Source organism: Acinetobacter sp. Marseille-Q1618, from assembly GCF_902809855.1.
Classification (GTDB): domain Bacteria; phylum Pseudomonadota; class Gammaproteobacteria; order Pseudomonadales; family Moraxellaceae; genus Acinetobacter.
This window is the reverse complement of the sequence record NZ_CADDWJ010000001.1, coordinates 1,014,449-1,037,397: the sequence shown is the minus strand read 5'-3', so window position 1 is coordinate 1,037,397 and position 22,949 is coordinate 1,014,449. Positions and strand designations below refer to the sequence as shown.

The window sequence follows — 22,949 nt, the reverse complement described above, 5'->3', positions numbered from 1 at the left end:
ATGAATTAAAACTAGAACAGCATATTTAAAATATGCTGTTCTGATTGATTTAAAATAAAAAACACAACATTAGAACTTTTCAGCAGTGGCTAAGTTCCACATTCTAAAATAAAAGTTTTCTTGATCTTTCTCTTCACAATTTAATAATTCACCTTGTTTCATCCAAAAATACAATTGTGCATAGTTTTTGATTTCACGGTCATTGATGCGTTGTGCTAAATGATGGGGTTTGATCTGTATAGGATGTTGTAACCCTGCTGCAGCGATCATTTCAGCCAAAGCTTTTAAGGTATTTTGTTGAAAATGAAAAACTCGCTCTGATTTAGAGGGAACATCTAAGGCTTTTTGACGCTCTTTGTCTTGGGTTGCAACACCAACAGGACATTGGTTAGTATGACAACTTTGTGCTTGGATACAACCAACTGCAAACATAAAGCCACGTGCCGAATTAACCCAGTCTGCGCCCATCGCCATAGTGCTGGCAATATCAAACGCACTGATAATTTTACCACTTGCTCCGATCTTAACTTTATCTCGGATACCCGCCCCAACCAGTGTATTATGTACAAACAACAAACCTTCACGTAATGGTGTACCCATGTGGTCAATCAGTTCAATTGGCGCTGCACCTGTACCACCCTCAGAACCATCCACCACAATAAAATCAGGATAAATTTTTGTGCTGAGCATGGCTTTTACAATACTCATAAACTGCCACGGCTGCCCGATACAGAGCTTAAAACCAACCGGTTTACCACCTGAAAGATCACGTAACTTTTGAATGAAATGCATCATTTCAATCGGTGTGCTAAATGCCGAATGTGAAGCTGGCGAAACACAGTCATGGTCACGAGAAATACCACGAATTTGAGCGATCTCTTCACTGATTTTATTTTTAGGTAAAATACCGCCATGACCGGGCTTAGCACCTTGTGAAAGCTTAATTTCAATCATTTTAATTACAGGATTGGCAGCTTGTTGTTGGAATTTATCAGGATCAAACTTTCCATCTAAGGTGCGACAACCAAAATAACCACTACCAAGTTCCCAAACAATATCTCCACCATATTCAAGATGATAAGGGCTTAGGCTGCCTTCACCTGTGTCATGGTAAAAACTTCCCATCTTTGCGCCCTTGTTTAAAGCACGAATGGCATTGGCACTTAAACTTCCAAAACTCATCGCAGAAATATTCATAATCGAGGCACTATAAGGCTGGCTACATTGCTCATTGCCAATATTGATACGGAAACTATTATGATCGGCAGGTGTGCATGGTGCGAGTGAATGATTTAAGAAGCGATAATCATCTTGGTAAACGTCAATAATCGAACCAAAAGGTTTATCAGCATTTTCATTCTTGGCACGTTGATAAACTAAACTGCGTTGAGAACGTGAAAATGGCAGTGCATCTTCATCGGATTCGATGAAATATTGACGAATTTCAGGTCGAAAACTTTCAAAGAAAAAACGAAAATGCCCCATGATTGGGTAATTTCTTAGAATGGCATGTTTGCGTTGTAAAATGTCATAAAAACCGACCACACTCAGAATAATACTGATCACCCAAGTGATATGCAGCACAGTGTCCGAAAAAAAGTAATAAATATAATGCGATTCATGCAGGAAAATCGTCCATGTCAGATAAAGCGCAATAAATAAACAAAGAAACCAAACGGAATATCGAGAAAAAAAAGTATTAAAAAATTTACTTCTGATCGCTTGAGCAGGGCTTGCCATATGAATAGTTTGTCCAACTGAATATTATATCGCTAAGTTGCCAATTTTATAGAATATTCTCAAGTGTCGAATTGTTAGAAATAAGAAAGATTCTAATTCATAAGCTTAGAATCTTTCTAAAAATCATTAAATCAATGATCAAATTATGGTTTTTTTGCCCACAAAGTTGCGAAACGCTGTTTAATTCGATTGCCTTGTTCATCCTTGCGGTGTAATTCACCGACATTTTCATTATATTTTAAGATTTCCCAATCTTGATAATATTCTCGTAATTCATTGGGTTTAAAACTAAAAGGGAAATTTGGCAATACAGGATAATCTTCAGTATCCATCGCACAGACAATGAGATTAAAACCGCCTGAACGGGTTGCATTTTGCATATTTTGAATCAGGGCTGGAATCGTTTCAGGTTGTAAAAACATCATGACTACGGTCGAAAATATAAAATCATAATTTCCCGTAATCTGTTGGTCTGCATTTAAATCCCGAATTTCAGTATGAATATTCGTTAATTTTTCCGCTTGAATAATATCGTTTAACTTTTGAATGCTCATTGGATTGACATCAAAAGCATCAACTTCAAATCCAAGTTGATTTAAATAAAGGCTATTTCGTCCTGTACCACATCCAACATCTAAGGCTTTTCCGACTGGAATTGAGGGAGCTGCGGCTAAAATTTCTGAATGGGTGGCTGTTAATTGATATTTTTTAGTAAAGTAAAATTGAGGTTCACAATAAAAACTGAGTTGACATTCAATATCATCACTGGTCGATACAATTTTATGCCATGCTTGTGGTGCGATAAAAGGCGGTTGGTGTTCTACGCTAAATTGATGTTCAGACAAGATTTCACCTTGTTCACTGAGCATTGCAAAGTCTAGATTGCCATTTAATATATTTAATTTTGCCCACGTATTTTCTTTAGTATTATGTTGTTTTTTAAAGCCTTCTGGAAGAGTGTCATGATGCCAAATGGGTAATTGTTGATAACAACGTAAGTCATTCATATTTTGCCCCTATTAAGCTAAAAAGAAGCCTAAGATTGATCCTAGACTTCTTAGAATATAGGGTTATTATTCTGTTGGTACAAGCATCAAAATAGATTCATTTAACAGCATAACCACGTCTTCTAAAATCTCTTCATCTGCCAAGTCTAAATTGAGCGGAATGGCTTGACCATCTGCGATTTTTTGCAAAAAAGGCGTAAATTGTTCGGAAATACAAAGCCCTTCACCATTTGCCCAAAATAGCACCTGTTGATCTTGATCTGAATAAAGCAAACGTGAAGCAGGTTCAAGTTGCAGCAAATAACCCTGATCTAAGGCATCTTCTAAATCACCTGTACCAATTTCCTCAGCCTCAGGAATATTTTCAGGATATTTCGACTCAGACATTAAACTCATAATGGCATCATCGAGTACCATCGAGTTTTGCATTTGTTTGAAAATTTCTGCTTTTAAATAGCTGAGTTCATTCTCAGTGACTTCACCTGCACGAGAAGCTTGATCACGAATAATATCGTGTAATGGATTTTTTAAAGCTTCATTTTCTGAAAACTTGTCGCAGACACGATCCATCATGTCAGGCACGTTTGGCATACGAAAGCCAAACGAGAAGGTTAAACAATCATCTTCAGCAGCACCATAATGCGACAGTCCTGGTGGAACATAGAGTAAATCGCCTGGGGCTAAAACTTCATCAAAATAAACATCCATCTCAGGCAATAATTTAAGAGGCTGACCTTCAACAAATTCAGACTCAGCATCACACATTTGACCGAGTTGCCAACGACGTTTCCCATAGCCTTGTACTAAAAAAACATCATAAAAATCAAAATGTTTTCCAACTGATCCGCCTTGTGGTGCATAAGACACCATGATGTCATCACGACGCCATTGTGGAATAAATGGAAATTTTTTCCAAAGTTCAGCTAAATCAAAAGAGTAGTGGTCTACTGCTTGTACCAAAAGTGTCCACAATTTTGGCATTTTTTGGAAATCACCCTTGATCAAAGGCGAGTTTTTTACTGTCCATTGGTTTGGGTCTTTGTCTTTTTGTTTGATCAAACGTGCTGTGACATTTTCATCCAGTGCTAGCTCCATTACATCGTCAGGAACTAAAATATTGGCAATTTCAGGGAGAGCGTTACGCACAAGGAGTGGTTTTTTTTGCCAATATTCACAGAGAAATTGTTCTGCGGTGATTTCGCCTAAAACGTCTAAAGGGTGTGACATGAAAATAGCCTAAGCAAGTTTAAATCAAATATAGCTTATTGTCGTATGTGATTCAGCAAGGCGCAAGTCTTTGTCGAATTAAGCTGTAAATCGGATGCTATTAAAATGCATAAATTGGCTATCTACTTAGATTTCTGTTTTTTAAGTTTGAAAATACAACACTTTATTGATTATTGAACAAAAAAACCAAAAGTCTACAAAATTAAAGCGGGGTGTCATCTTAGTTCAAAGTAAATAGATTAGATTACGGTTGCGAACAAGAACAGGTCAGCTAAATATGGACGATAAAAAAATTTATAAAATCCTTCAGCATTGGTTTCCTTTATTAAAAAATGAAGATATTCCAAAGAAAAAACATCGACAAAATTTTGAAAACTTTTTGCAATGGATGAAAGAGGCAAGTTTTGCCGATCAGTTTTATATGATGAAAATGCAGCCTGATTGCTTTTTTGAAAATCAAATGGAAAAGTCGACCATTTTTCAAGATTTTCAGATCGATCTTGCTGTATTAAAAAGTAATATTGAAGCCAAAGCTGCGCCAATTTTAGCGCATTATGAACAACATAAAGCGGTGATTGGGCGTTATTATAATGTGAATGATCAAATCTTAGATATTGTTTTAGAAGAAATTTTAACTGTGGCACAACCCATTCAATTTGAACTTTTATTGATTTATGCCGAAGATTATTATTGGTTATTGGTGCCAAATGATGAAGCAAAGATTGAAAAATTTTGTAAGTCATTTAACAAACAGTTTAAAGATCAAAATGTCATGATTGAACATTATGAGCAGTATGTTTGTAGCCGTTCAACTTAATTGATTAATATTTAATGACATTAAATACTTACAAAATTAAACCACATTTAAAATATGAATCTGGTTAATTATTGACTGACTTTTACAACAATAGACTAAACACCATGACAAAAAATATTTATGCGATTTTTCAGGATATTTTTCCTGAACTTAAACAGCAAACTTTACCTGAAGATTTAAACGAATTTAGTATTTTTTGTGATTGGCTAAATCAAGAACACTCTTTTATTCAATATGTTGAAATCAAAGAATATTATGATAATGGGATTGATGAAAGCACGATATTTCAACAAAAACAAGTGGATACAGAAGCTTTAAATCAAGCGATTGAAGAAACTGTGGATGAATTATTTGACAGTTTAGACGAAGATCAACTTGAGGATTATGAAGCTCGTTTTGAAATTGAGGAAAAAATTGAAGAAATTTTATTTGATCAAATTAAAACTTTCGCTGCACAAAAGCAATTGTCATTACTGGTTGTTTTTCGAGAAAATCCATATTGGTTGGTTGTGCCATCACAAGATGAATCGCAATTACAGCAAATTGCAGATGCGTTTAATCAGCACTTTGCTCAAGATACGAATTTAAGTATGAGTGTGTATTAAACCAGATTGACTGTGCAACAGTAACAAGTGTGTTTTAACCGATATTTTAAAAAATTCATCGCTTGGACATGATATTTGAGTATATTAGAACAAATTTTCACAAAATAAATGTTTATGCCTGTTCGCGAAACCACGTCTTCACGTATTCCTAAATATATTGCCATCCGAGATGCCATTGCCCATGAAATTGAGTCTGGGCAATGGAGTGCCAATACCAAACTCGCTTCTGAACGTGTGTTATTAGAGCAGTTTGCAACCACACGTGTAGCAGTGCGAGAAGCACTTTTAGCTTTGGAAATGGACGGATTAATCTATCGTTTAGATCGGCGGGGCTGGTTTGTGCGTGCGCCACGTATTATTTATCGTCCGCAATCTACAAAAAGTTTTAATCAATATGTGACGGAACAAGGCGGTGTACCGAGTACGGAACTGCTTTCTGCTGAAGTGGTACAGGCAACGGCTTGGGATGCAGCACATTTAAAAGTCACCGTTGGTGAAGAGATTTATTCGATTTGGCGACGTCGTAGCATTAATGGTCGTCCAGCAGTGGTGGAACATTTGCATGTCAATGCAAGTTTATTTGTAAATTTTTTAGAGCAAGATTTAGAAGGTTCAATGACCACACTGATGGCGCAGCATTATCAACGCCAATTAACCCGCGCGCATATCAACCTTTATCCCACTGCATTGTCAGAGCAACAAGCCAAAGCCTTGCATGTAAATGTGGGCAGTATGGGCTTATATATTTGTCGTACTAACTGTGATCAAAATGGTGTAATAACCGATGTTGACCAAGAATATTGGTTGCATGATGTACTCGATTTGCATTTTGAAGCGTCAGAATAAGAGTTTAAAATAATTAATCTGGTTTAAACCAGATTAATTAAACTGTCACAAACTTTTGTTGAAATACAGGTTATCAAGAAGCAGCATTCGTTAGGAATGTCATAATGAGCCCGTATCTAAAACAGCAGCAAAAAAAATTACTTGCTATTGGTACAAGTGTTTTATTGGCTTGTGTCAGTACAGCATGTACTACCTCTTCAAGCTCGAATGATGTCGAGCAAATCACCGTTTATACTGCCGTTGAGGCGGATCAACTCAAGCGTTATCAATGGGAATTACGCAAAGCACATCCTGAATTAAAAGTAAAATGGGTGCGTGATTCAACAGGTGTGATCACCGCAAAATTATTAGCAGAACAAAAAAATCCACAAGCCGATGTGGTGATGGGACTTGCGTTGACCAGTTTGCTGGTCATGGAAAAAAATGACTTATTGCAGCCTTATCGTCCTAAAAATGTTGAACAACTAAAAACTGATTTTTATAGTCAAAAAGACATCCCAACATGGACAGGGATGACCGCTTGGGAGTCGGCTGTTTGTGTTAATACGGTTGAGCTTGCTAAGAAAAAATTACCGATTCCGCAAACATGGCAAGACCTGACAAAACCGATCTATAAAGACTTAATCGTGATGCCAAATCCTGCCTCGAGTGGTACAGGTTATTTGGATGTGACGGCATGGATGCAGATTTTTGGTGAAAAGCAAGCTTGGCAATACATGCAGGCACTCGATAAAAATATTGCTCAATATGTACATTCAGGCTCGAAGCCTTGCAAGATGGCAGCGCAAGGCGAAACGGTCATTGGTATCTCGTTTGGTTATCCTGGTTTTAAACTCAAATCTCGTGGCGCACCTTTAGAAATTGTCTACCCCAAAGAAGGTTTAGGTTGGGAAATGGAAGCCTCAGCGATTGTCAAAGGTACAAAAAAACTGAGTAGCGCAGAAAAGTTTATTGATTGGACAGTGAGTCAAGCTGCCAATGAAGCCTATGCACAAAACTTCTCAATGGTGGCACATCAAAATGTCCAAAGTAAAAATGCAGACTTCCCGAAAAATCTAGCTCAGCAGTTAGTCAAAAATGATTTTTATTGGGCGGCTGAGCAACGTGAATCCATCCTCAAACAATGGTCAGCACAATTTGAAAAATAATTGCAGCATTGACATAAAAGCAATGATGCAAAAAATAGTTAGTCAAAATTAAGTATTAAAAACTCAATATTTAAAATTAGGTGCAATATGCAAATCCCAGCACATTTACAAAATAGTAGGACAGGGCAAAGCATGCCAAATTCGGCAGGGCATCTGCTCTCAACGTTAAGAACATTTAAAATGTCCGAATCCAAAACCGTACTTGAAGCGATTGATATTCAAAAATCATTTGGATCAAGTCGGGTATTGGAACACATTAACCTAGATCTAAAAGCAGGTGAATTTGTCAGTTTTTTAGGTCCATCGGGTTGTGGTAAAACCACTTTGCTACGCATCATTGCAGGGCTTGAACAGCCTGATTATGGCAAGGTGGTGAAGCAAGATGTGGATATTACTCATTTCAATACTGCAAAGCGTAAATGTGGCATCGTGTTTCAAAACTATGCGCTCTTTCCAAACTTAACTGTGGCGGAAAATATTGCATTCGGTTTGCATAAAAAACACTGGTCTACAGAGGAAATTAAATTTCGTATCAATGAATTATTGCATTTAATTGAGTTGCCCAACATTGCTGAAAAGTATCCCAATCAATTGTCTGGCGGTCAGCAACAGCGTGTCGCTTTAGCTCGTGCCATTGCACCCAATCCTGATGTTTTATTGTTGGATGAGCCTTTGTCAGCATTGGATGCTTTGGTACGTTTAAACCTACGCCAAAAAATTCGTACGATTCAACGTCAACTGAATCTGCCTGCGATCATGGTGACGCATGATCAGGAAGAAGCATTGAGCATTTCTGATCGTGTCGCAGTGATGAATAAAGGCGTGATTGAGCAACTTGATACGCCTCATAATATTTACTACAAACCACAAACACGTTTCGTGGCGCAGTTTATCGGTTCGATGAATTTTATGCAGGCGGTGGCAGTAGATTCACATCATTTGAAAATAGATGAGCAAACTTTTATTGATTTTCCACATTTAACATTTACTCAAGCTGAACATTTTGAAATCGCTTTTCGCCCTGAAAATGTCAAACTTGTGGCACAAGATGAACAGTCGAATGAATATTTAAATTTAGCAGTACGTATTGTGAATACTGAGTTTTTGGGTGCAAAACGCCGTTTATTTTGTGTAATTAAAAATCAAAATGTAAATTCAAAGCAAGCTCAGGCAGAAGAGAACATATTGCAAGTCGATGTTGATCATCAGTATCTGGCGATTGTTCAAGATGAAATGTATCTGCAAGTGCCGATTCGTGCCTTGCATGTGTTTGATTCACGAGGGCATGCGAGATGTTAAATCAACCCGTCGCAGATGCTTTATTAAAAGGGCAGACAGCGCGTCGCTCTCGTTATTCATTGCGTTCAAGTGCGGTGTTATTTATCGCAGCGATTTTATTAACTTTGAGTTTGATCGCGCCCTTAATTGTACTGATGCAAAGTGCATTTTTAAATGAACAGCATCAATTTGTTGGTTTGGATAATTTTGTCGCTTATTTTTCCAATCCTGCTTTGATTTCATCGATTTTTAACTCGATATGGATTGCCATCACTGCGATGCTGATCACGGTCAGCTTGGCTAGTGTCTATGCATTTGCTTTGACCAATTGCAATATTCGAGGCAAAGCCTTCTTTAAAACGGTAGCATTTTTACCGATCCTTGCACCTTCGATTTTGCCTTCATTGGCATTGGTGTATTTGTTCGGTCAGCAAGGTGTGTTTAGAGGCATTATGGGCGAGGTGGAGATTTATGGGCCACTTGGCATTTTAATCAGTTATTGTTTTTGGTTATTTCCTGCCATAGTGATGTTGATGATGGGTGCATTTCGCCATATTGATCAACGCTTGATTGAAGCTGCACATGCCTTAGGGAAAAATACCTTACAAACCCATTGGGCGGTGACTTTTCCTGCGATTCGTTATGGTTTGGTCAGTGCGTGTCTGGTGGCATTTACCTATGTGATTACCGATTTTGGGATTCCTAAAGTGATCGGTGGCTCATTCAATATGATGGCATTGGATGTATATAAGCAGATCATTGGTCAGCAGAATATGAATATGGGTGCAGTAATTTCGATTCTGTTATTGTGTCCTGCACTGTTGGCATTTATTTTTGATCGTTACCAAAGCCGTCGTCAGGAACGTTATCAAAATTTTCAAATTCAACCTTATCGTGTACGTAGCAATCCACGCATTGAAAAAGCATTAACTGTGTTTTGTGGTGTGATTTCAGGCGGAATTTTACTGATTATTGTTACTGCGATTCTTGCTTCATTTATTCGCTATTGGCCTTATGATTTATCACTGACCTTAAATCATTATCGTTTTGATTATGTCGATGGTGGTGGTTGGGCAAGTTATTTTAACTCGATCAAATTGGCATTGTTCAGCACGATTTTTGGTACGATCTTGATCTTTATCATTGCTTTATTTAGCGCACGTTTTAAAGCACATCCTTTACTGAAAAATTATGTACAAGTCTTGGTATTGCTGCCTTTGGCTGTTCCTGGCCTAGTATTGGGTATTGCGTATATCTTGTTCTTTAATACACCGCAAAATCCAATGTCTGTGCTGTACGGTACGATGACGTTGTTGGTGATTTCAACCATTATTCATTATTACACTGTACCGCATTTGACCTTGACCCATGCGATTCAGCAGATTCCGAATCAACTCGATCATGCAGCACAAAGTTTAGGAACATCACATTGGACAATGTTTCGTAAAGTCTATTTACCTTTAACCTTCCCTGCGCTGTGTGATGTGTCGGTGTATTTATTTGTCAATGCCATGACCACGGTTTCAGCTGCAATTTTTCTCTACTCACCAGATACCAATTTGGCATCGGTGGCGGTGCTGAATATGGATGATGCGGGCGATACTGTAGCAGCAGTGGCGATGAGTATTTTGATTTTACTCACTTCATGCGCAGTCAAATTATTGCATTGGTTACTGACTCGTAAAATGATGGCATCAACACAACGTTGGCGTGAGCAAAGCTCTTCATAAGAGACTGATCATTCAATATTCTTTTTAATTAACTCAGATACTTAAATTAAACGCTTGCTTTAGGCGCTGGGATTTTGCGTCCTGAAAAAAGTAAATAAGGTGGAAAATAGCATGAATACAGCACAATTTGACTTAATTATTGTCGGTGCAGGCATTTTAGGAATCTCGGCTGCAATCCAAGCGGCAGAACAAGGTTTAAAGGTGCAAGTCTTTGAAAAAGATGCACAACCTGTCGGTGCAACACGTCGGAACTTTGGCATGGTTGGCACATCGACACTCAGTCGTCCTGATGAAAAATGGCGTGAATATGCTTTGGCAACACGTGAATTTTATCAACGGATTCAGGCACAAACGGATATTTCATTTCAGCAACGTAATGGTTTGTATGTAGCAAATACTGAGCTGGAATGGCAAGTGTTGAACGAGTTTGCCCAAGCTGCGCCTGATTATCAGATTCCTGTAAGTCTATTATCCAAGCAACAATTATTTGATCAATATGCTTATTTAAATACCAAAACACCAACTTGTGGTGGCATGGTTTTTCATGAAGATTATTCAGTAGAGCCCCATTTGGTTGGACTACGTTTGTTACAGTATGCAGAAAAGCTTGGGGTAGATATTCAGTGCAATGCCTGTGTGGTACACACACAATCTAGTCAAGGCATAGCACAAATCCGCTTAGCGACAGGGCAAACCTATACCGCGAATAAAGTTTTGATTTGTCACGGTGAAGTGACGCAATTGTTGTATCCCGATCTATTACAGCAAAAAGGTTTGTTGCGCTGTACCTTGCAAATGGCATTAACCAAACCGCTAAACGTGAATTTAAATGCGTCGATTTATTCTGGTTTATCGATCTCTCGCTATCCTGCTTTTGAAATTTGTCCAAGTCACCAAAGCCTTAAAAATGAATCACAGACAGGTCTAGTTGGACAATATGGCATTCATATTTTAATTAAACAAAATCAGTTTGGACAAATTATTTTGGGTGATAGCCATGAATATTATCCAATCGAAGACCTACCACAATTTAATCAACGTGAAGAAATTAACCAATTCATTTTGCAATATTGCAAAGAAAATATCGGCTTAGAACTGCCTGAAATTGAATCTCGTTGGAATGGTTATTACCTCACGCATCCCACCGAGTTGGCATGTGTGACGGAAGCGGCAAGCAATATTTTCCTCGTCAGTGCGATTGCAGGAAAAGGCATGACCACAGGCGCAGGATTTATGAAAGAAATGTTAGAAAATTATATTTTGTAATCTGGTTTAAACCAGATTAATTTATACTGTATCAAATTGAACAAAGGTTAGGCGAAATGAACGCACAAATTGAACTGACAAACGACATTGAAAAATCATTTGAAAAAGGTCTTGAAAATAAATACTTACTGCTGACACCTGGACCTTTGTCGACCTCAGCAAGTGTCCGTCGTGTGATGCAACGTGATTGGTGTACGTGGGACAAAGAATATAACGCTTTGGTACAAGATATCCGCAGTCGTTTGGTGGTGTTGGCAACGACACAACCTGAACAATATAGTGCGGTGTTGATGCAAGGTAGTGGCAGTTTTTCTGTTGAATCCGTCTTAGGTTCTGCGATTCCCAAAGATGGAAAAATTTTAATTATCAATAACGGTGCTTATGGTGCACGTATGGTACAAATGGCACGTTGCCTCAACATTGATGTGGTGGAGTTAGGCTATCCTGAAATGCAAACTCCTCAACTCTCGGATATTGAAAAAGCACTTGAAGATGACAGCATCACCCATGTGGCATGTGTGCATTGCGAAACCACGACAGGTTTACTGAACCCGATTCAAGACATCGGACGCATTGTTAAAGCTAAAAATAAAGTATGGATCGTGGATGCGATGAGTTCATTTGGTGGCGTGCCGATGGATATTGCAGATTTAGAGATCGACTTTTTAATTTCGAGTGCAAATAAATGTATCCAAGGTGTACCAGGTTTTGGTTTTATTCTGGTAAAACGTGAACAATTACAAGCGTGTAAAGGCTTAGCACGTTCCGTGAGTTTAGACCTCTATGACCAATGGAACACGATGGAACAACACGAAGGTAAATGGCGTTTTACCTCACCAACCCATGTGGTACGTGCATTTTATCAAGCGCTGTTAGAGCTGGAACAAGAAGGTGGTATCACTGCACGTTATCAGCGTTATTTGCAAAATCAACAACGTCTAGCAGCAGGTATGCAAGCACTTGGTTTTGAAATGGTCTTAGATCAACACACACCGCAATCCCCAATCATCACCACATTCTTATATCCAAATGAAGCAGATTTTAGCTTTCAAGCCTTGTATGAAAATCTAAAACAAGCAGGTTTTGTGATCTATCCCGGCAAAGTCACCGATTTAAATTGCTTCCGTATTGGCAATATCGGTGAAGTTTATTTGGATGATATTGAACGACTTTTAACGGCAATTCAGCACTATCGTCAGGCTTAATTTTTCATTTCCCCCCTTTATTGATCCACTGAATACACAAACTTTTAGGACAAACTTATGAACACTTCAAACGCTAAACCGCAAGCAGCATTACAAGCCGTAGTTTTTGATTGGGCAGGTACAACCGTAGACTTTGGTTCACGCGCACCAATTTTGGCATTTATGGCATTATTTGCAGACAATCAAGTTGAAATTTCAATTGAAGAAGCTCGTGCACCAATGGGTTTGGAAAAACGTGATCACATTGCAGCAGTTCTAAAAATGCCACGAGTTGCAGACGCATGGGAACAAGCACATGGTGCAGAAGTGACTGTGGCAGACATTGACCGTTTATATCAAGACTTTATTCCATACCAATTAAAAACCATTCCACAATGTTCAAAGTTGATTCCGGGTGCTTTAGAAGCTTTTGCAGATATTCGTGCGCGTGGTGCAAAAATTGGTAGTAACACAGGTTATGCCTCAATGATGATTGGTCAATTGGTACAAGATGCTGCTGATCAAGGTTATGTACCTGATTGTATTATTACCGCAAGTGATGTGAAACATGGGCGTCCATATCCTGAAATGTTGTGGAAAAATTTGATTGAACTAGATGTCTTAGACATTAAAACTGTGGTGAAAGTGGATGATACTGTAGTTGGTATCGAAGAAGGGTTAAATGGTGGTTGTTGGACGGTCGGTTTGGCTGTGAGTGGTAACGAAGTGGGTTTAAGCTTTGCAGAATGGTCTGCACTTTCTGCATCTGAACAAACAAGCTTAAAAGAAAAAGCCTATGCAAAAATGAATGCGTCAGGTGCGCATTATGTGATTGATAGTATTGCTGATCTGCCTGCGGTATTAGATGCGATTGAACAACGATTAGCAAATGGTGAAAAACCTTAATTTTTTACTAAAAACGAATACTAACCAATATTTTGGTTAGTATTCGTTTTAAACTTGTTGATCTAGCTTGTTTTTATATCAATAATAAATGGATTGAATGTCAGCATACTTTATACAAAGTATTAAAATTATTGTTACTCACCAAATGCCAAGTCAGCCTTGATTGAATATCACTTTGATTTAGAAATAGATGCATAATTTAATTTAGAGGAGTTTTATTCACTCAGTGAAATATATATTTTTATTCACAACCATAGTGTCACTACTTATCATAATTTACAAACCTGACATGCCTGTGGAATCTATAAGTAACAAAACTAAAGAAACTGAAACTTTTCCTAGATTAGCGACAATACTCACGGAATGTAAAGATGTAGAATCGCCTGAAGGACTGGATAAAAACAAGTATTATGAGTATTGTAAGTGTGTTAAAAATCCTGTTGATATGCGTAGTAAAGAAGAAAAGCAGAAGGCATGTCGCGAAGTATAGTTTGTCGTAAGTGATATTTTTAGATATTTGAAATTTCAATTAAGTTATTTGACCGTATACAGTGAAAATCTTTTCTGAAAGATACATTTGTAATTTTATAACAAGCAAAATTTAGGTATGCTGTTCGAGTCTTTAAGTTGCTCAATGAAATAATGCTGAAAAGAAGTCATTTCATCATGTTGTTATTTGCTTTGCTCACGTTCCAAAGTCTTTGGAATGTCGCAGCAGCATTTTGCGTGCATGAAGAAACAACACTCAATAATATTTCAGCACAACATTTTGGTCATCATCAGATAACAAAATCTTGTCAAAGTGATTTTAAAATCTCAGAAATACAGACGCATTCTTCCAGTGATTTTTCATTTTTAGAGGATGATCATCAGGATCATTTACCTTCTTTTAATGCCATGATCTTGGTGGATGAACAAGATAATTTTATATTTTCAAGTCGTCAAATCATTGCATTAATCAACCTTTTCCCTTGGTATAATTTTTATCAATCTCCAGATCTGGGCTTGAATACCCCACCTCCAATTTTAGCCCCACTACAGGTGGGGTAGTCCAAACAGCCCACCACTTTTCTTTATTTATAAAAGTGGGGCATATTCATGTCAAAAAAATACTTTCAACAACAATCACATGTTGTTGTACAGCCGTACCTTAGGCTTAAACAGATGGCTTATAGTGTGGTTTTATTCACGCTGAGTTCATGGGGAAATGCGACCTTTATTTCACTTGAACAAGCCATTGAAAAAACGCAGAATTATCAGACATCACAGCAAATTTGGGCAATACAAAGCAATATTGATACTGCCAATATGAAGCAAAGTCAGTTGTGGAAAAATCCTGAGCTGAGTATTGAGCAAACGGGTTTTGATTCTAATCAAGAACAAGAGCTATCCATTGGTATTTCACAAGAACTGGATGTGTTTGGTGTCAGAAAAGCCAATCGTCAACTGGCGGTATTGGCAAAAGATCAAAGTGCATTGCAGCAACAGATTTACCAAGCACAACTTCAACTCGCAGTGAAATATTTGTGGTCGCAGTTGGCGATTGCGGAGTTAGAGCGAAATATTGTACAAGCACAGTTGAGGGTGAGTGAAGCCAATGCCAATGCCATTCAAAAACGTTTTCAAGCAGGCAGTGTGGCAGAAGTTGATTTAAAACGTGCAAAACTTAGCTATAGTGAAAATGTACGTTTATTTAAACAAGCGGATTTACAAGTTCAATTGGCACAGCAACAACTGTCCAATTTATGGGGTGAATCAGATAAAACTCTACAGGTAGAGCAGAGTCCAAATCAGTTGTGGCCAAGTGCAAGTCATGCCAATGTACAACGTTATTTGGCAGAAAATTATCGAGAAAAATCTCGTCAATTACAGTTAAAAACGTCTAAAGCACAAATCGAACAAATCAAAGCTGCTAGTCGTCCAAATCCAACGATAAGCTTTGGTGTAAATCGTAGTAAAGCACCCGAAAATTCAACTGAAAATCAAATGATGTTGGGGCTCAGTGTGCCACTCAATATTTTTGATCGGCAGCAATATCGCGTGCAGATTCAGCAGCAAAAACAAGAAGCATTAACACGACAACAATCTTTTTATACGCAGCAAAATGCCTTACGCATTGGGACTTTATTGACCGAATTACAAGGTTTAGAAGTTCAGTTTAAAGATATTGAAGTAACTCAATTACCTTTAGCAATGGAAGTACAACAAAAAACTCTACTTGGATTTAGCGCTGGAAAGTTTGCACTGACTGATGTACAGCAAGCCACTTTGCAACTGCAAGAGATTCGGCAGCGTAAAGTTGAATTGTTAAAACGCGCATGGCAAAACGCCATCACGGCTGAAAGTTTAAGTCTTGGTTTAGAACCCAACGCTGTGATGTCAAGTGATGGCTTAGCAGGAATCAATCAAAGCCTTTGGGAGAATATTCAGTCATTGCCAACGGTAGGGGGAAACTAAAATGATCAAACAAAAATTAGATTTAAATACACAGTCAGGAAAAGTTTCTCAGTCTATTTTGATCCTCATTGCGGTCATCAGTACTGCAATTTTAGCCGCAGCATTGATTTGGTGGACGAAAGATCAAGCCAAAACAGATGAAAATGGACATGCTGCAGAAGAATCACACGCAGACGAAAAAGAACATGCACATGAAGAAGGTGAGGAAGGGCATGCACATGATGAAGGTGAACATGCAGAAGAAGGGCGTACTGAAAGTATAACTCTAACTGCGCAACAGTTGGTTGAACAAGGGATTCAATTAGCTAAAGTTGAACAAGGCAGTGTAATGAAGTTGGCAACTTATCCTGCAAAATTGACGGTGAATACCGACCAGCAAGCCCATGTTTCACCTAATTTTAGCGGTCATGTCGAGGCAGTTTATGTGCAGTTGGGACAATCTGTTCAGAAAGGGCAAGTGTTGGCAACTTTACTTGTGCCTGATTTGGTTGACCAACAAGCTAATTTAAAATTAGAGCAAGCCAATTTACAACTAGTAAAACAATACTATGAGCGTGAACGTCAACTTTGGCAGCAAGGTATTTCTGCCAAACAAGATTATCAACGTGCTTATAACGCGTACCAACAAGCACAAATTCAAGTACAAGCGGTTCAATCTCGCTTAAATGCTTTTGGTGCAGCAAGTTCAAGTCGTGGGCAATACCAACTTAAAGCTCCCATTTCAGGTGTGATCAGTAAAAAAGATTTGGTCGTGGGTGAAAATGTACAACTTGCAGATCAGCTTTTTGTGATTGATCAGTTGAATCAATTATGGCTTGAATTTATTGTGCCGCATGCCGATGTACAACATTTTAGTCCAAACCGAAAAATTAACTTTAAATCATTACAGTCAGGCAATCATTTTCAAGCAGAAGTGCAAAGTTTAAATACTGAAGCAGATGCACATACAGGACGTTTACAAGTCAGAGCTAAAGTCTTGTCACAGTCGGCAGAGTTGAAGCCAAATTTAATGGTCAATATTTTATTAGAACAAGGCACGACACAAGGCATTCGTATCCAAAAAAGTGCAATACAGCAAGTTGAAGGACAAAGTGTTGTATTTATTCCGAAAAATCATGATCAAAAAATAGAGTTTAGCGCCCAGCCTGTACAATTAAATACTGAAATCGATGATCCTGAATGGGTGAGTGTGATTTCTGGTGTCAGTGTTGGACAACAATATGCAGCGCAAGGGAGTTTCTTACTAAAATCAGAATTAGAAAAAGGAGAGGCGACCCATGAACACTAACTCGCCTCAGAACGAACATCATTTACCCAAGCCCGAAGGCTGGTTTGACCGTATTATTCAGTTTTCTATTAAAAATGCGATTTGGGTCATGCTCTTTGTGGTGGCGTGGATGGGTGTAGGAATTTATAGCTATCAAAAATTACCCATCGATGCTGTTCCTGATATTACCAATACGCAAGTGCAAATTAATACCCAAGCCAATGGTTTTACGGCTTTAGAAACTGAGCAACGCATTACCTATCCGATTGAAAATGCGATGTCAGGTTTGCCAAAACTCGAACAAACACGTTCGATTTCACGTTATGGTCTATCGCAAGTCACCATTATTTTTGAAGATGGAACCGATATTTACTGGGCACGGCAGTTGATTAATCAACGTCTACAAGAAGCTGCAAGTGAAATTCCTGTCGGTATTCAGACCACGATGTCCCCGATTTCTACAGGCTTAGGTGAAATTTATCAATGGGTGATTAAAGCTGAGCCAAATGCAAAAAAACCAGATGGAACGCCCTATAGCGCAATGGATTTACGCGAAATCCAAGACTGGGTGGTACGTCCACAGTTACAGCGAGTTGCTGGCGTTGCTGAGGTCAATAGTATTGGTGGTTTTAATAAAACCTTTGTTGTTGCCCCTGATTTAACACGTTTGCAGCAATTACAAATTCCATTAAGTGATTTACAAACAGCTTTAACTGAAAATAATGAAAACCGTGGTGCAGGTTATATTGAAAAGAATGGACAACAACTCACTGTTCGTGTACCTGGAACACTCAATAGCCTAAGTGATATTAAAAATATCAGTATCACTAATAAAAATGGCTACCCAATTCGTGTTGCAGATGTTGCTACAGTTTCTGTTGGGCACGATTTACGCACAGGTGCAGCAACCTATAATGGCGAAGAAGCTGTACTTGGGATCGCTATGATGATGATGGGAGAAAACAGCCGAACTGTTGCCCAAGCGATTGATGATAAAGTTAAAACTATTCAACAAAGTTTGCCTAAAGGCGTGACTATCGAAACGGTGTATGATCGTACGCATTTGGTTGATCGTGCCATTAAAACTGTACAAAAAAATTTGGTTGAAGGCGCAATTTTAGTCATCATCATTCTGTTTTTATTTTTGGGAAATATTCGTGCAGCTTTAATTACTGCTTGCGTGATTCCTTTATCCATGTTGTTTACCTTGTCAGGCATGGCAGAACAAAAAATTAGTGCCAACTTAATGAGTTTAGGGGCATTGGATTTCGGGATTATTGTGGATGGTGCGGTGGTCATCGTTGAAAACTGTATTCGACGCCTTGCTGAAGCACAAAAACATCGAGGGCGTTTATTGACACGTTCCGAACGTTTTACTGAGGTTTTTTTAGCAGCGAAACAGGCACGACGTCCTTTAATTTTTGGTCAATTGATTATTCTTGTCGTGTATTTACCGATCTTTGCTTTGTCTGGGGTTGAAGCAAAACTCTTTCATCCGATGGCAATGACAGTGGTTTTAGCTTTACTCGGTGCAATGATTTTATCCGTTACTTTTGTTCCTGCGGCTGTAGCATTGTTTGTCAATGGTGCAGTTAAAGAAACTGAAAGTCGTTGGATGCATGGTTTAAAAACACACTATGAAAAAATATTGGATTGGGCATACGAATTTCGAGGTTTTGTTTTAACAGTTGCATTATGTATTTTAGTTTTAACGGGAGTTTTAGCTACAAAAATTGGCAGCGAGTTTGCTCCACAACTGAGTGAGGGAGATTTTGCAGTACAACAAATGCGCTCACCAAGTACAGGGCTAGAGCAGTCCTTACGGATGCAAGAAAATACAGAAAAATTATTGTTAAAAAAATTCCCTGAAATAAAAGCAATTTTTGCCCGAACAGGAACAGCAGAAGTTGCAACGGATGTCATGCCACCCAATATTTCCGATGCTGTTCTATTGTTAAAGCCACGTGATCAATGGGCAAATCCAAAAGAAAGCATTGATGAATTACGTCAACGTATGATTGCATTTTTGGACACTTTACCTGGAAATAACAGTGAGTTTTCACAGCCGATTGAGCTACGTTTTAATGAGCTGATTTCAGGTGTACGTAGCGATGTAGGAATCAAAATTTTTGGTGATGATATGGAAGTTTTGAACCAAGAAGCCAATCGTATTGCACAAAAAGTTCGGGCTATTTCAGGGGCAACAGCCGTCAATGTTGAACAAACCAGTGGGCTGCCTTTATTAAATATTGATATCGATAATACCAAAGCTGCACAATATGGTTTATCTGTAAAATCTATTCAAGACTTAGTGGCGATGAGTATGGGTGGACAAAGTGTAGGTATGATTTTAGAGGGCGACAAGCGTTTTGATTTTGTGATGCGTTTGGATGAAACGCAGCGTACACCTGAGCTATTAGTAAAGCTTCCGATTCAACTACCGAATGGTGGTTTGATTGAACTGCAAGATGTCGCAAAAGTTGAAAATATTTTAGGAATCAACCAAGTCAGTCGTGAAAATGCCAAACGTCGTGTGGTCGTGACCGCCAATGTAGAAGGGCGAGACTTGGGCTCTTTTGTGAATGAGTTACAAAGTACTTTAGTCAAAGAGACTTTACCAAGTGGTTATTGGTTAGATTATGGTGGACAGTTTGAAAATCTAATATCAGCCAAGGCTCGTATGCAATTGGTGATTCCATTGGCTTTGATCACGATTTTTATTTTATTGATGGCGGTATTTCATAACATGAAAGAAAGCGTGTTGGTCTTTTCAGGGGTACCTTTTGCACTGTGTGGTGGTCTGGTTGCACTTTGGCTTCGAGATATACCTTTGTCGATGTCAGCAGGCATTGGCTTTATTGCGCTATCAGGTGTCGCTGTATTAAATGGTTTGGTGATGCTGACTTTTATTAAAGAATTACGTCAACAATTCGATATTCATTATGCGACTTGGCAAGGCGCAGTGATGCGTTTACGTCCTGTATTGATGACTGCATGTGTCGCATCTTTAGGTTTCGTACCGATGGCATTGGCAACAGGAACGGGCGCAGAAGTGCAACGACCATTAGCAACTGTGGTCATCGGTGGGATTTTATCCTCTACCGCATTAACCTTGTTACTTTTACCTGTGCTTTATCGTTGGATGAATGAAAAGTCACAGTAAAATCATTAAAAAAGCGGTTTTATAAACATATAAAACCGCTTTTTTATGGGGAATTTCTAAAAATTAGTGATTTTCAGAAGCATGGTTAATGGTGTATTTTGGAATTTCAATTTCCATGTCTTCATCGGTGATTTTAACTTGGCAAGATAAACGAGAGTCAGGCTCTAAACCCCAAGCACGATCTAATAAATCTGCTTCAACATCATCCATTTCTTCAAGATCATCAAAACCCTTGCGTACCACAACGTGGCAAGTGGTACATGCTTTGGACATATCGCAAGCATGTTCGATTTTGATTCCATTGTCTAATAAGCTTTGGCAAAGGTTACTATTCGCTTCAACTTCAAACTCAGCACCATTTGGGCAAATTGTTGCATGAGGTAGTACTTTAATACGTGGCATAGTCTTTACCTATAAATTAGTTTGAGTTTGACCAATCATCAAGTTTTGTGCCTTTGAGTGCATGATCAATATGTTGATTCATTCGTTCAGCAGCAAAAGCATCACTGTGAGTTTTTAATTTTTCCACAGCATCTTCAATGGCTTGAATATCATCTGTGGTCAGTTGTGCCGTTAAATGCGCTTTGGCTTGATTTAGTGCATCTAACTGTTCAATCGTGAGTAATTGAGCATCAACCTTCAGTGCTTGTGTTAAAGCTTCCAATTCACGTTGTGCTTCAACTTTGGTTTCATGCAAATGACGTAAATGTTTATCTTCTTCGGCAAATTTATAACCATCTAACAACAAACGTTCGGTATCTGTATCTGACAAGCCATAAGATGGTTTGATGTCGATTTCAGCATGTACGCCCGATGTGGTTTCTTTGGCTGAAACAGTCAGTAAGCCATCGGCATCAACTTGGAAAGTCACCTCAATACGTGCTTGACCTGCAGTCATCGGTGGAATACCACGTAGAACAAAACGTCCTAAACTACGACAATGTTCAACCAAATCACGTTCACCTTGTACCACATGGATCAACATTGCAGTTTGACCATCTTGATAGGTGGTGAATTCTTGACGGCGTGCCACAGGAATTGCAGTATTGCGTGAAATTAAACGCTCGACCAAGCCACCCATCGTTTCTAAGCCAAGAGAAAGGGGTGTCACATCTAAAAGCAATGAGCCGTCTTGGCTGTTTCCAATCAGTTGATTGGCTGTGATCGAAGCACCGATTGCAACCACTTCATCAGGGTTGATCGTACAAAGCGGTTCTTGGTTAAATACTTCAGCAACCGCTTTTTGAACGGCATAAGAACGGGTAGAGCCACCAACTAAAACCACATTTTGAATGTCAGCCAGTTCCAGTTTTGCATCACGTAATACACGTTTACATACACTGATGGTTTTATCTAAAGCGACTTTAATAATTCGTTCAAAATTTTCACGATCTAAAGTTAAGACTTGATCTAAAAGTTTCAGTTCAACAGATGTATGATCAGTTAATGCTTCTTTGGCTTTACGAGCGGCAACCACAAAATGAGCATATTCAGCATCATCAAGTGTTTCAATATTCAGTTGTTTTTTTGCCCATTTCACGATTAAGCGGTCTAAGTCATCACCACCGAGTGCGGTATGACCGCCTGTCGCTAAGACTTCAAATACACCTTGAGCGAAACGTAAAATAGAAACGTCAAAAGTACCCCCACCCAAATCATAAATCACATAATTACGATCGGTTGCAAGGTTGGTGTCTTGGTCTAGACCATAAGCCACTGCAGCAGCAGTTGGCTCATTGAGTAAACGAAGCACGTTTAAACCTGCAAGTTGTGCTGCATCACGGGTCGCTTGACGTTGTGCTTCATCAAAATAAGCAGGAACGGTGATCACAGCACCATTTACAGGATTATTTAAAGACGCTTCAGCACGCTTTTTGAGCTGTTTTAAAATTTCAGCAGAAATTTCAACAGGAGTTTTACGCCCTTGTGCTGTTTCAAACGCAGGCATTTGATTGTCTTCACCGACAAGGGTATAAGGATGCTGAAACTTAATATCCGCTTTCGAACGCCCCATAAAGCGTTTGACTGAAACAATGGTATTTTTAGGATCAGTGGTAACAAATGGTTTGGCAGCATCGCCATATTCAGAAGTATTTTTTGAATAATGAACGATAGAAGGAAGTAACACGTGACCTTGTTCATCATTGAGAACTTTAGCTTTGCCTGAAAGCACCGTAGCAACTAAAGAGTGTGTGGTTCCTAAGTCGATACCAATGGCGATACGGTGTTCGTGTGGCGCACTTGATTGTCCTGGTTCTGCAATTTGCAAGAGTGCCATTGTGTTACATCCTTAATAAAAAAATAAATA

18 protein-coding genes are annotated in these 22,949 nt (G+C 38.7%); 13 read left to right on the top strand and 5 right to left on the bottom strand.

What is annotated here, in order from left to right:
• Nucleotides 1-69 precede the first annotated feature (69 nt).
• From HUS24_RS04865 to HUS24_RS04855, 3 genes are all read right to left on the bottom strand, one after another.
• Entirely contained in the window at nt 70-1,740 is a 1,671-nt protein-coding gene (locus tag HUS24_RS04865; RefSeq protein ID WP_173910957.1) for an FMN-binding glutamate synthase family protein, read from the bottom strand.
• Nucleotides 1,741-1,883: 143 nt separating this feature from the next.
• Nucleotides 1,884-2,747 carry an SAM-dependent methyltransferase TehB gene (tehB, locus tag HUS24_RS04860; RefSeq protein ID WP_173910956.1) on the bottom strand — a complete coding sequence of 288 codons (864 nt, stop codon included), beginning with the start codon at nt 2,745-2,747 and terminating at the stop codon, nt 1,884-1,886.
• 66 nt (nt 2,748-2,813) lie between these two features.
• Nucleotides 2,814-3,974 carry a cupin domain-containing protein gene (locus tag HUS24_RS04855; protein WP_173910955.1) on the bottom strand — a complete coding sequence of 387 codons (1,161 nt, stop codon included), beginning with the start codon at nt 3,972-3,974 and terminating at the stop codon, nt 2,814-2,816.
• A 277-nt stretch (nt 3,975-4,251) separates the two neighbouring features.
• Here HUS24_RS04855 and HUS24_RS04850 point away from each other — a divergent pair, with 277 nt between their 5' ends.
• From HUS24_RS04850 to HUS24_RS04790, 13 genes are all read left to right on the top strand, one after another.
• Complete coding sequence (locus HUS24_RS04850; protein WP_173910954.1) at nt 4,252-4,791, top strand: hypothetical protein; 540 nt, start codon at nt 4,252-4,254, stop codon at nt 4,789-4,791.
• A gap of 104 nt (nt 4,792-4,895) precedes the next feature.
• Nucleotides 4,896-5,396: a hypothetical protein gene (locus HUS24_RS04845; RefSeq protein ID WP_173910953.1), complete on the top strand. Its 501-nt coding sequence runs from the start codon at nt 4,896-4,898 to the stop codon at nt 5,394-5,396.
• Between the two features lie 114 nt (nt 5,397-5,510).
• On the top strand, nt 5,511-6,242 hold the full coding sequence (locus HUS24_RS04840) for a UTRA domain-containing protein (RefSeq protein ID WP_254433802.1): 732 nt from the start codon (nt 5,511-5,513) through the stop codon (nt 6,240-6,242).
• A gap of 104 nt (nt 6,243-6,346) precedes the next feature.
• Nucleotides 6,347-7,390: a putative 2-aminoethylphosphonate ABC transporter substrate-binding protein gene (locus tag HUS24_RS04835; RefSeq protein ID WP_173910951.1), complete on the top strand. Its 1,044-nt coding sequence runs from the start codon at nt 6,347-6,349 to the stop codon at nt 7,388-7,390.
• An 87-nt stretch (nt 7,391-7,477) separates the two neighbouring features.
• Nucleotides 7,478-8,689 (top strand): ABC transporter ATP-binding protein, encoded by a 1,212-nt coding sequence (locus HUS24_RS04830; RefSeq protein WP_173910950.1) that lies wholly within the window; start codon nt 7,478-7,480, stop codon nt 8,687-8,689.
• Entirely contained in the window at nt 8,683-10,398 is a 1,716-nt protein-coding gene (locus tag HUS24_RS04825; protein WP_173910949.1) for a putative 2-aminoethylphosphonate ABC transporter permease subunit, read from the top strand. Before HUS24_RS04830 ends, HUS24_RS04825 begins: the two co-directional genes overlap by 7 nt.
• 111 nt (nt 10,399-10,509) lie before the next feature.
• Complete coding sequence (locus tag HUS24_RS04820; RefSeq protein ID WP_173910948.1) at nt 10,510-11,664, top strand: TIGR03364 family FAD-dependent oxidoreductase; 1,155 nt, start codon at nt 10,510-10,512, stop codon at nt 11,662-11,664.
• Between the two features lie 56 nt (nt 11,665-11,720).
• Nucleotides 11,721-12,869, top strand: coding sequence for a 2-aminoethylphosphonate--pyruvate transaminase (gene phnW, locus HUS24_RS04815; RefSeq protein WP_173910947.1), 1,149 nt, complete (start codon nt 11,721-11,723; stop codon nt 12,867-12,869).
• A gap of 57 nt (nt 12,870-12,926) precedes the next feature.
• The gene (gene phnX, locus HUS24_RS04810; protein ID WP_173910946.1) at nt 12,927-13,754 is read left to right on the top strand and encodes a phosphonoacetaldehyde hydrolase; all 828 of its coding nucleotides are present in this window, start codon (nt 12,927-12,929) and stop codon (nt 13,752-13,754) included.
• Between the two features lie 666 nt (nt 13,755-14,420).
• Nucleotides 14,421-14,804: a cation efflux protein, CzcI-like gene (locus HUS24_RS04805; protein ID WP_254433801.1), complete on the top strand. Its 384-nt coding sequence runs from the start codon at nt 14,421-14,423 to the stop codon at nt 14,802-14,804.
• Nucleotides 14,805-14,852: 48 nt separating this feature from the next.
• Nucleotides 14,853-16,211 carry a TolC family protein gene (locus HUS24_RS04800; protein WP_173910944.1) on the top strand — a complete coding sequence of 453 codons (1,359 nt, stop codon included), beginning with the start codon at nt 14,853-14,855 and terminating at the stop codon, nt 16,209-16,211.
• Between the two features lies 1 nt (nt 16,212).
• Complete coding sequence (locus HUS24_RS04795; protein ID WP_173910943.1) at nt 16,213-17,499, top strand: efflux RND transporter periplasmic adaptor subunit; 1,287 nt, start codon at nt 16,213-16,215, stop codon at nt 17,497-17,499.
• Nucleotides 17,489-20,641 carry an efflux RND transporter permease subunit gene (locus tag HUS24_RS04790; RefSeq protein ID WP_173910942.1) on the top strand — a complete coding sequence of 1,051 codons (3,153 nt, stop codon included), beginning with the start codon at nt 17,489-17,491 and terminating at the stop codon, nt 20,639-20,641. Before HUS24_RS04795 ends, HUS24_RS04790 begins: the two co-directional genes overlap by 11 nt.
• Nucleotides 20,642-20,704: 63 nt before the next feature.
• On the opposite strand, the gene fdx is transcribed toward HUS24_RS04790, so the two are convergent.
• Both fdx and hscA read right to left on the bottom strand, forming a co-directional pair.
• On the bottom strand, nt 20,705-21,043 hold the full coding sequence (gene fdx, locus HUS24_RS04785) for an ISC system 2Fe-2S type ferredoxin (RefSeq protein ID WP_173910941.1): 339 nt from the start codon (nt 21,041-21,043) through the stop codon (nt 20,705-20,707).
• A 16-nt stretch (nt 21,044-21,059) separates the two neighbouring features.
• On the bottom strand, nt 21,060-22,919 hold the full coding sequence (gene hscA / locus HUS24_RS04780; protein WP_173910940.1) for a Fe-S protein assembly chaperone HscA: 1,860 nt from the start codon (nt 22,917-22,919) through the stop codon (nt 21,060-21,062).
• Nucleotides 22,920-22,949: the final 30 nt, after the last annotated feature.